Raw genomic sequence first — 10759 nt, 5'->3', positions numbered from 1 at the left:
CGCCGGCCAGTTCGGCCGACTGGCTGCGTACCTGGTCGACAGCCAGACTGATGGTTCGGATCTCGTTGGCGACACGGAGCAGTTCTCTGGCCGCCTCATCGATGCTGTCGGCCGTGCTCAGGTAACGTGCTGCCGCGTCCTTCAAGCCTGCGGGATCTCCCGGGATGGGGCTCATCCATGGCATGTCAGCTACCGTCCCCGTTCAAGTTGGATGCGAGTTCGCGGTCCACAGCCGCGAATTCATCGTGAATCTTCCTTACCGTCTGGCGGACGGCCCGCACACCGGTCAGCATGTCCTCGCGGTGGAGGTCCCAGGCGTTGGAGAATTCGCTGAGCTTGCCTGCCAGCCCCGAGTGCCCGACGAGGTCGGCGACTCCGGCGGCGATCGAGTCCGAGTGCTCGAAGGCGCGCTCGACTCGCCCGAGTTGCACGTCCGCTGATTCCAGACCGTCGAGATCGATTCTCAGATCCGCCACGTCGTCTCCCTAAGCTGCTGTCCCCGGTGTCTGTCCCTCACGCTAGCGACGTCCTCCGCCTTTGGTCGATGGGGAGTCCTCCCCATCGACCAAAGGCATCTGAACCCGCGTCACTCGTCCGCCCCGGACGAGGTAGCCGCGGCCGGGCGGGAACTCCGCGCGAGAGACCTTTGGGAACGGCGTGCGCATGATCTGGTCGCCATCCATCGGGTCGGGCTGGAGGACGATGCCGCGTCGGGCGGATTTCACTTCTCCGAGAAGTGGCCAGGAGGAGCCCCAGCCCGCAGTCTCTGCCTCGGCGACGAAGAAGTGGTCGGAGCGCTTGATCAGTTTGATGAGTTCGACGAGAGCTGCGTCGGCGGGCGTCGAGAGGAAGTCTGAGAACCCCTCAACAAAGACTGCGATGTGCGGGACAGGCTCGCCACCGACCCGAGCTGAGAGCTCTCTGGCAAGCGAGGTCGTTTCATCAATGTCGAGTGCTGTCTGAGTCCAGAGGGCCAGACCGGCGAGCCGAGATCTTTTACCGCCGATGAAGTACAGTTCAGACTCCGGCTGAGCTCGGCTCAGTGCCGAGGCCAGTGAAAGCAGCGCGTTCGTCCGACCGCTCGAAGGCGCCCCGGCGATGAGCATTGCGCCAGCTGGCTCGAATCCCACCGGTTCGAGCGTCTCATCCGAGATCCCGAGAACCGGCTCTCCTTCCACTGCTGTCGGGAGTTCCGAGAGCAGAACCTTTCTCGGCAGGGCGCGCACCTGCTCGGCGGGTCGTCGCCGCGCGGCGATCGTCGCGCCGAGGTCGGCGATCGCACGTACCTGATCAACCGTGCTCCGAGAGCCTCCGAGCACTGCGATCTGCGTCTCCCACCCGTCGATGATCGCTCTGCCTGACGGCGAGGTCGGAGAAAGGATGTCGTCCTCCACGTTCAGAAGGGTGTATCCAGTCTCCTCGGCCAGGCGGAGTACGACCCGACGAGAGATGGACGCCCCCACAGCTGACGGCACGCTCGCTGCACGGTCGGCAGTCAGTGCGATATGGATGCCGAAAGGCCGCCCATCCGAGAGTAACTGGAGGAAGGCGGCATACCACTCTGCGCGCCCCGCTCCCACCTCGTATTCGGCACGGAAGGCAGGGAATCCATCGACGAGGAGCAAGATTCGCGCGAGGTCTTCGCTGCCCATGGATGCGCGATAGTCGTCGATCGTCGACGCGCGTGCTTCGCCGAAGAGCGCTGCCCGCCGGGTCAGTTCCGCTTGGAGCATTCGGAACAGGCGCACAACGCGCTCGGAGTCGTCACCTGCGATCACTGCGCCGACATGGGGGAGCGGTTCCAACATGCGTAGGCCGCCAGATCCGAAGTCAAGACCGTAGACATCGACGATCCCGCCTCTTGGAGTGATGCCTGCGGAGATCGCGAGCGTGCGTAGAGCTGTGGACTTTCCTGAGCCGCCCGTGCCGTAGATCGCGAGATGGCCGTCGATGTCCGGCAGGAAAGAGACCGGCTCCTGAGCCTGGCGGTGGGGGAGGTCGGCCACGCCGAGGACCAGCTTTGTGTCCGTTCGCTGGGGGAGTCGTGCCAGATCGTAGATCTGCGCCAACTCGGGCATCCACGGACGCCGGGGCGATGGTAGGCGGGCGCCGATGAACGCTTCGCCGATGCTACGTACCAGTCGCGTCTGATCAGTCGGGCCAGGGTCGGAGACGCGTGGAGCGTCTTCCGTGTCGGGCGCTTCCCACAGCACGGGTGAGCCGAAGCGCAACTCGGCCACGTCTATCGACGGAGCGGGCTTCTCGCCGGTTGTCCACCCTCCCGCGTAGGCGGCCTGAAAGGGCGTGAGCCGTCCGGGGCCCGTCTTCGCGCTCGCGCGGCCGGGAATACTCGGGTCGAAGTGAGCTGCGGCTGGCGTGCCGAGCACATCGACAGAATCTGCCTCGTCGGCCATGCGCAAAGCGATGCGCAAGTTCGTGTTCGCACGCAGATTGTCTCGGATCACTCCGGCAGGGCGTTGCGTCGCGAGAATGAGATGGATGCCGAGTGAACGACCTCGCTGGGCGATGTCGACCACACCGTCCACGAACTCTGGAACGTCGCTTACGAGTGCCGCGAACTCATCGATGACGATGACGAGCGCTGGCGGGGTCTCGGAGTCACGAAGGCTCTCCATCTCGAGGATGTCCTTGACCTTCTTGCGGTTGAACAAATGCTCGCGATAGTGCAGTTCTGCGCGCAGACTTGTCAGGGCGCGTCGGACGAGATGCGGGCTGAGATCAGTAACAAGGCCGACCGAGTGCGGCAGGGACACGCAGTCGGCGAACGCTGAACCGCCCTTGTAATCGACGAAGAGGAAGGTCACGCGATCGGGGCTGTACTCGGCAGCCATGGCGAGCACCCACGTCTGCAGGAACTCGCTCTTTCCGGATCCGGTGGTCCCCCCCACGAGTGCGTGAGGGCCCTGGGCCCTGAGATCGAGGTGCATGGCATCCGTCCCGCCTTGCCCGATGATCGCGCGTAGCCTGCCGGGACGATGGCGACCGGAGGGCGCTGCCGAGCGATCGATCAGCGACTCGTTCTGAGCCCATCGGTCGATCACTGCGGCGGTGGACGTGAGTAGCTCTGAGTCCAGAAGGGTTACGAGAGACACCGACCTCGGAACGTCGGACTCCTCGGCTGAGTAGGCGCCAGCATCCGTGACGGGCGCGAGCGAACGCGCGAATGCTGCGCACCGTTCATGGTCGATCCGCTCGGGTTGGACAGGGGTGAACTGCTCTCCCTGGCGCACGTGGCCGATTCGCGCGTCGAGGGACCCAATGGTGGAGAACTCGAGAAACGTGCGACACACCGCTGGTAACTGAGCCGACGAGGCTTCGAGCCAGATCCCGTAGACACCCGCATCCGGCGCACGCTCCATCAACTGGACGAGACGGCCACGGTCCGCGATGCAATCGTGCGCGATCAACACAACGATCGCAGGTAGGGGTATCGACGGTGGTAGCGCCGCCGAGTCGTCCTCGCCGACCTGTGCCGCGCGCGCAACCGCGGAGTCCGACACAGCCATGGCGCGCCTGGCGTACGGGTCCCGCTTGGACTCCGGTGCACGTGCATCGACGAGCTCTTCGAGCGCGGCGATGAGAACACGCGTACTCGATTCGCTGTCGGTCAGATGCGGGATAGCGTTGAGCGGGCTGCTAGGCGAGGATGTGTGGGGAAGCCATCGCATCCACTCGAAGGAGTTCCCCGTACTTGGACCGACGATTGCCGAGACGACCAGCTCATCCGGGGAGTGGAGTCCGGTGAGCTGAGTGATCAGGGCGGCAGCGGCTTCCTCCGCCGCTCCGAGTGGTCCCGCGACACCAATGCTGCCGGAGTCGTGCAGGTTCTCGAACACAGGAACTGCGGGTACGAGTGCGAATTCGTCGGCCAGGGAACGGAGCTCGTCCACGTACTCGGGTAGCGCGCGTTCCTGACCGGGTATGTCGGCGATGCGTGATCGGCTGGCGAGGGTCCCCGTTCCGATCCGAACGTTTAGAAACGACCAGTGCTCCGGTCGGCGTGTCCACAGCAGTTCGGTCCGGCCGAGGGCCGCGGCGACGACCTCGTCAGTCGAGGGGGCCTCTTTGAGGCGGATCTGGTGCTCGAGAGTGAGCGACGTGGCGAGTTTGGTGCGAAGAGATTCCATCTGTGCACCGAATCGGCGGATCTGGTCGCGCATGCGTCGGCGCCGTGTTCCACGAGTGGTCAACCAGTTTGCGAGCATCAGGACCGGGGAGAGCGCGACGAAAGCAATCGATAGCGGCGACTGCGTGATCGAGAACAAGACGGCACCCATGATGAGCGGCGCGATCATGATGAGCCAGGGGAACGGCTGGCGGTCCTGCTCGATGGGTGGCTCCGGGGAGGGGAACTCCGTTCCCGGAAACCGTGCCTCGACGCGTGGTGACCGGTTGAACGGAATCGACGCTGGTTCGCGCGGGGTGCGTCCGGGCACGCCGACGACGTCGATGAGTGTGAGCGTCACGTCGCCGAGCGCGACGCTCCAACCCGGCCGCAACGTCGCGCGCGAGAGCATGCCTCCGTCGATGACAAGACCGTTTGCCGATTGCTGATCGATGATCGTGACGGCGTCATCGAGGATGTCGATGACGGCGTGGGACTTTGAGACCGATGGGTCAGTCAGAGCGATGCCGTTTGCCTCACCGCGACCGATCGAGGTCGTTCGACCGGTGACGGTGAATACTCGCGCGTCGTCTGTGCCGCCTGATGCCCGGAACCGAGCGGTCGGTTGCCCGGCCGCCATCGCAAGACGTGCGGGTTCTGAGCCGGCGTCGATCAGGCTGATGTGAGATCCCGAGATAATGCCCGCATCTTGAAAGGGCATCGTGGGATCGATGGCGTTCCACGTTCCGCTTCTGTTGACCGTGATCGTCTGCGGGCCAAGGGTCGAGTGCTGCGGGTCTCGGGAGGCGATTGCGTCAGCGACGTCTGCCACATGTGCGCCCGCGTCGACGAATATGGTCAGGTCGGTGTAGGTGGCGTCCGGGCGGATCAGTGTCAACTTCGTTCTCATCGCGTGCTCCCGCCACTAGCCGTCTGTGGGAAATCCCTCGGCTGACCGGCATCCAACAGCGCCAGGTCTGTCGGTGTCACCAGCCGTGCCATGATCGCGTGTTCGACCAGGCGTGACTTGCGGTTGCGGGCGAGCTTCCCGACCCCGCCACGCAGGCCTGGGACGCCGTCGCGGTCGAGTTTGTCGCAGACGTTATCGAGTTTGCGGTTGAAGGTCGTGATCGGCCACCCGAGACGCTCTGCGGCTTCGGCGGACGAGGGAATGCGGCTTGCGCCTGCCATCCCGTCGCGAAGCATCGGTTCGCACAGCGCGATGATCAGCAGCCGCTGGCTCGGGGTGAAAGTGGTGGCGCCGAGCGTCGACGACAGTGCGGTGTCGGCGCCGGTGGAGACCGGCAAGGCGGCATCCGGCGCCGGATTTGCCGAGGCGCCGTCAAGGATGACCCCGAGTTCATACGTGAACGGGCCCGCGCTGAACACGACGCTCAGCGGCGATGACACGAGTGGCATGCGGCCGGCCGGACCCAGCATGGCCTGGTAGGTGCCGTCCGCCGTTGCCACCCCGACAGTGATCGACTGGCCGCAGTTCGTCATCCACCACATCCCGGACGCCCACTCGAATTCCAGCAGTCGCCTGTGCAGGTAGCGGTTGTCGTCGATGCAGAGATCGGCATCGCGGCCGACGCTGAAAGTCCTCCCTGGCGTGCAGGCGTGGCGCTCGCCGCAGAAGTCGATCGTCAGCGTCGACGCTGTCGTGTCGTCATCCATCGTGTTCCCCCCGAGTCGCGTCCCCCGCCGCATCCGGTTTCCGTTGTTCATCAGCCAGCACCAAGCAGCAGTGCCACAGCGACAGCCGCGGCGGACAGTACGAGCAGCGCTCCGGCGCCGATGATGATCAGCCGCCATGTCGTCCGCCGTCGACGGGTGCGACGTGCGGCGGCGGAGCCTCCCGTGGGGGCGACCTGCGGCGCGGGCGCAGCGCGACGGGTGATCGCCGGTGTCGGTAGCGACTCCCGGATGCCGTACGTAGTCCGGGCAGCGGACTCCGCGCCTGGGTCATAGGCGATTCGCGCTCCCGGGGGCGGCGTCCACGCCTGAGCTTGCGGAGCAGCCGGACTGGCGGGGGAGCGCAGGATCGTCTGATCTGCGGGATCGACGCGCTGCCCGGCGAGCGCAGTGCGATCCGGATCGGACGTCCGTGGTGACGCGAGTGCTGTGTGCTCGGCGTCGATGTCCCGGGTGGGGGCAATCGCCGTTGGGTCATCGATCGGCTCGGAGAGCGCCCGTGGTGGCGCGATCGCTGTTGCCTCGTCCGGCACAGCCGGCGTCCGCGGGCGTGCGATCGTGGGCTCGGCGAGCTCGAGGTCAGGGATCGTTGCCCGCGCCTGGGCGATAGCGGTCCGGTCGTCCACCGGAGGCGTAGGGGACGGCGCGACGATGCCCGCGACAACCGCTGTCTCGCGCGGAGAGAGCCGGGTGCGCTCGGCGCTGTCGTCGGGCAGGTCCTGCGCGCTCGGAATGTCGAGGTGCGTCGTCGGCAGTCCCATGTCTTGCTCGATGCGCTGGAGTCCGCGCGCGAACTCCGAGGCCGACCGCGGGCGCTCGGTCGGATGCTTGGCGAGCGCGATCGCCAGAAGCTGCTGCACCGCCTCGGGCACATCTTCACGAGGGATTCTCGGCGCGGGAGTGGACATGATGTGAGTCATAAGGGCCGGGACATCACGCGCTCCGGTGAGCTCGAACGGCGAGGCGCCCGCGAGGAGCGTGTACGCCGTGGCCGCCAGCCCGTACACATCGGCTGCTGGCTCGAACGAGTGTCCTGCGACGACCTCGGGTGCCGCCCACGGCAGCGACATCGCGCCGCCGCTGTTGGTCGGGTGCCCCGCCACGACAGAGATCCCGAAGTCTCCGAGGGCGGGCCACCCGTAGTCGGTGGTCAGGACGTTCGCGGGCTTGAGATCGCGGTGCAGGATCCCGTGGCGGTGCGCGGTCTCCACTGCGCCCGACAGACGGATCATCGTCTGCAGCATCTCCGGGACGCTCAGCGGGCGGTCACGGATGCGTTCGGCCAGGCCCGGGCGTGAGCAGTACTCCATCACCAGGTATGGGCGGCCGGTTATCGTGATCGCTGCGTGATACACCGTGACGATCGAGGGGTGGGTCGATACGGTTGCAAGCAGATTCGCCTCGCTCTCGAACGAGGCCTGCGTGCGGGGGTCGGTGACCGCTTCGCGCATGACCTTGACAGCGACCCGGCGACGGGGGAACTCCTGCTGGAAGAGCAGTACGTCTGCGAACGCGCCGGCACCCAGGTGCCGCTCGAACGTCAGCCCCGGGATGTCCACCCCGCCGTAGCCGGGAGTCACGGTACATCCTCCACGTGGATGCGCACGCCTCCCAGGTCCACCACGACTCCAGCGGTCAGCAGCGCGGTCTCGCCGCCGCGCAGGCGCCGGAGCGTTCCATCCGTCGCGAGGATCACCGTTCCGTTGGTGGATCCCAGATCCTCGATGACGACGTTCCACCCCTCCACACCGATGCGCGCGTGGTTGCGCGAGACGTCGGTCGAGGCGCCTTCGATCTTCACCAAGGTCGGAAGAGTGCGACTATCCGACCGCTCTGCGCGGGGGCTGCGGCCGATGATCATCTGCGCGTCGATGGGAAGGCGGCGTCCGTCCGGGAGGCGCAGCATCCCCTGAGGTCGACTCGTGCGCGCCGGCTGGGCGCCCGTCAGCGGAATCGCGCACACGACGCAGGTCGCCCGCGTGGGCGGGTTCGGGTGGCCGGTCGCGCAGACGAGGCCCGACACCTCGGCCGACATCTCGTCCGGCGCTGAGGGTGACGTCGTGTGTCCTCGAAGCGTGGGAGACGGAGTCGAGAGAATGGGGGAGGGCGAGGATGCGATCTCGCCCTCCCCCTCTTCTGCCCGAACCGCGGCCGCCTCGACGCCGAAGAATCTCGTGGACCCGAAGAGATCGTCGAACCGGTAGCGGTCCGTCTCGGCCTCCTCTTGCGATTGCGGTGGAGAGGCCGGTTCAGGGCTGCCTGCGGGGGTTGGCGCCGGCGCCGCGCTCTGCTGCGCCACAGTCGCAGGTCGCTCGGTCGGGGTAGATGCGCTGGATCCGTCGTCGAAGAGGTGCGGGGGGAAGTCTTCGGTCTCGGCGCTGAGTCCTCCCCGTGCTGCACCTATGACCGTCATAAGCCGCAGCGGGGCATCCGGCCGGCGAAACACGATCTCGCTGATCGCCAGGGCACCCGGGCGGGCCGTGCGCTCATCGTCCGGGGCCTTGCGCAGATCTGTGCGGACCAGCTGCCTGTCGAAACAGACGGCCAGGCGTGTGACACCGTCGAACGCTACTTCGCGCCACGTCCGTGCGCCGAGGCCGTCAACGGTGGAGCGGCGCCACCGATCATCCTCGATTGTGAGGAGCGCCGCGCCGCGCAGCATGGCCGTCAGCGTGCCGTCTTCTACCCTGCCGACGAAGAAGTCCGGCAGTGCGCCGATTCCGGTCTGGAGCACGACATCCAGCAGATCCTCAAGGGGCGTGTCGGCCGTCATCATGGGGAGCACCGCGCGGGCGCGATCCTCACCGTAAACACCGCCGAATGCGACGCAGGTCGATCCCTGGATGATCGCGGGATGATCGCCCCGCATGTACGTCCAGCCTGTCATCCGCGCGCCCGCGGCTTACTGGAGGGGACTGTGTCCTCGTCGGGGAGCAAATCGGCGACGACCGCGCTGGTCGTGCCGATGCCGCCGGTGACGTCGTCGGAGTCGGGGCTCGCGCCGCCGGCGACGACATCCACCACGATCGCCGTCACGTTGTCGCGCCCGCCGCGCTCGACCGCCTGCATAACCAGAGTGGTCGCCGTCTGCTGGGTACTGCCACCGAGAGCGAGGCCGGCGCGCAAACTCTCGTCGGGGAGCTCTCCGGTCAGCCCGTCGGAGCAGATCAGCAGCCGTTCGCCTGTGACGATGGGCAGCAACCAGTACTCGGCCTCACTGTCGGGGGCTCCCACGGCCCGAGTGATGACATTGCGGCCGCTGTAGGTCGCCATATCCTCGCGGCGGAGCTTGCCTCCGTCGACGAGTTCCTGCGCGACCGAGTGGTCGACTGTCACCTGTTGGAGCGTGTTGCCGATCAGCCGGTACACACGCGAATCGCCGATGTTCAGCACCAGCCACCAGCGGTTGTCGTTCTGGGTGACGACGACGATTCCTGTGAGTGTGGACCCGGCTCCGTTGGGGAGAGTGTCGGCGATCGTCGCGACACTGTGGTGGGCGCGCCGGACCGCGGCCATGACATCGTGGGGTGCAAGATCGTCGACCCCCACGAGGGGCTGGAAGGCTTCGATGACCGCGGCGCTCGCGCGATCGCCGGCGTCGTGGCCGCCCATGCCGTCGGCGACGATGAACACCGGGTATGCGGCGAGGAGCGAGTCCTCGTTCATCGTGCGGCGTCGACCGGTATCGGTCTGCGCCCCGGTGGTGATCGTCAGCGTCGTCATGCGTGTGGTGGCCTTCAACTCTTGCGGATGCGGAATGTCGCGTCCCCGAGCTGGAACGTCCCGATGAGAGTGTGCGTCGCGGTGACCTCTATCTCGGCGCCGGATTCGTCGAGCACGATCGAGCCGTTGGTCGAACCCGAATCTTCGATGACCCAGGTGTCACCGATCAGACGCAGCACAGCGTGCGACTTCGAGACCGTCTTGGTGCCGTCTGCCACCGCGATGACCTGGGCATCCGACCCAGCCGGGGCCGACGGTGAGCGCCCGAGGATGACGGTGCTTGCGGTGATGGTCACATCACTGCCGTCGGGCAGAGTCAGCAGCCACGAGGGACGCTTGGAGCGCGAGATCACGGTGCGCTCGTCATCCTCGTCAATGTGCACGGGAGATGGGGCGGCGGGCACAGGGGCCGCAGGAGCGACGTCCGGTGCCGTTGCCGGCGCGGGAGCCCACAGGCTGCTGGGCTGCTGGGCAGGGTTCGGGGCGGGCGGCGGCGGCGGGATGAAGGCGGTCGGCGCCGCAGCGGGAGCGGCTGGCGCCGGGGCGGGAGGTGCGGGCCATGGGGTCGCAGGGCGAGCGTCGAAGGGCGATGAAGAGCTCGGGGGTGGGGGCGGGGGCGGGGCGAGCGCGGGTCCACGCGGGGGTGCCGGAGGCGCCGGAGGTACGGGGGGTGCCGGAGGGGCCGCGGTAACCGCCGCGCCGCCCGCAAGTGAGAACGGACTGGTCGGCGGCGCGGGGGGTGCCGCCGGTGTGTCGAATGGCATCTGACCCGTCGGGTATGCCGGGCGCAGCGGCCCTGAGAGCAGCCGCGAGCTTCCCCACCCGAGGATGCTGGCCCAGATGGGAAAAAAGAACACAGCGAGGACGGTCAGCCCCGATCCCCGTCCGAACCGCTTGTTCACGGTATCGATCGAGATGATGAGGAAGACGAAAGCGACGATGTCAACGATTGGCAGGAACGCCAACAGCGCCCAGAACCCGGGCTTGCCCCCGAGCTCGTACAGCGTCCACGTGTTGACGACAGGGACCCACGCCTTCCAGACGGGCTCGCCGGCCTTCTTGAAGACAGCGCCGAGTGCCAGCGCCGTCCAGATATAGATGCCGAGAGCGATCAGTATCACGACGAGGATCACGACGATCCCCGCTCCCAACAGCCCGGCGGCTGCTCCGGATCCATCGTTCATGAACGTTGCTCCTTCCGCGACGCCGTGCGCG

Annotated in this window: 7 protein-coding genes; all 7 read right to left on the bottom strand. The window is 66.8% G+C overall.

The features are described from left to right. Positions 1-185: 185 nt before the first annotated feature. Positions 186-476 carry a hypothetical protein gene (locus Q1V87_RS13290; RefSeq protein WP_300593775.1) on the bottom strand — a complete coding sequence of 97 codons (291 nt, stop codon included), beginning with the start codon at positions 474-476 and terminating at the stop codon, positions 186-188. Between the two features lie 42 nt (positions 477-518). Then, a complete protein-coding gene (locus tag Q1V87_RS13285; protein ID WP_300593772.1) occupies positions 519-5036 on the bottom strand; it encodes an FtsK/SpoIIIE domain-containing protein in 4518 nt (1505 codons plus the stop codon). Then, entirely contained in the window at positions 5033-5854 is an 822-nt protein-coding gene (locus tag Q1V87_RS13280) for a hypothetical protein (protein ID WP_300593769.1), read from the bottom strand. Before Q1V87_RS13280 ends, Q1V87_RS13285 begins: the two co-directional genes overlap by 4 nt. Further along, the gene (locus Q1V87_RS13275; protein ID WP_300593766.1) at positions 5854-7401 is read right to left on the bottom strand and encodes a serine/threonine-protein kinase; all 1548 of its coding nucleotides are present in this window, start codon (positions 7399-7401) and stop codon (positions 5854-5856) included. The genes Q1V87_RS13280 and Q1V87_RS13275 overlap by 1 nt, the downstream gene beginning before the upstream one ends. Further along, positions 7398-8690: an FHA domain-containing protein gene (locus tag Q1V87_RS13270; protein WP_300593763.1), complete on the bottom strand. Its 1293-nt coding sequence runs from the start codon at positions 8688-8690 to the stop codon at positions 7398-7400. The genes Q1V87_RS13275 and Q1V87_RS13270 overlap by 4 nt, the downstream gene beginning before the upstream one ends. 14 nt (positions 8691-8704) lie before the next feature. After that, positions 8705-9544, bottom strand: coding sequence for a protein phosphatase 2C domain-containing protein (locus Q1V87_RS13265; RefSeq protein ID WP_300593760.1), 840 nt, complete (start codon positions 9542-9544; stop codon positions 8705-8707). A gap of 14 nt (positions 9545-9558) precedes the next feature. Beyond that, on the bottom strand, positions 9559-10759 hold a 1201-nt coding region (locus tag Q1V87_RS13260; protein WP_300593758.1), incomplete at its 5' end, for a DUF5684 domain-containing protein.

This window comes from Microbacterium sp., assembly GCF_030149085.1.
GTDB lineage: Bacteria > Actinomycetota > Actinomycetes > Actinomycetales > Microbacteriaceae > Microbacterium.
Note: the sequence above shows the minus strand (reverse complement) of the source record. Positions and strands in the feature narration are given on the sequence as shown.

Coding starts and splice junctions, on each gene's coding strand:
- Q1V87_RS13285 (WP_300593772.1), bottom strand. CDS start 5,036: ATGAGAACGAAGTTGACACTGATCCGCCCGGACGCCACCTACACCGAC.
- Q1V87_RS13280 (WP_300593769.1), bottom strand. CDS start 5,854: ATGAACAACGGAAACCGGATGCGGCGGGGGACGCGACTCGGGGGGAAC.
- Q1V87_RS13270 (WP_300593763.1), bottom strand. CDS start 8,690: ATGCGGGGCGATCATCCCGCGATCATCCAGGGATCGACCTGCGTCGCA.
- Q1V87_RS13265 (WP_300593760.1), bottom strand. CDS start 9,544: ATGACGACGCTGACGATCACCACCGGGGCGCAGACCGATACCGGTCGA.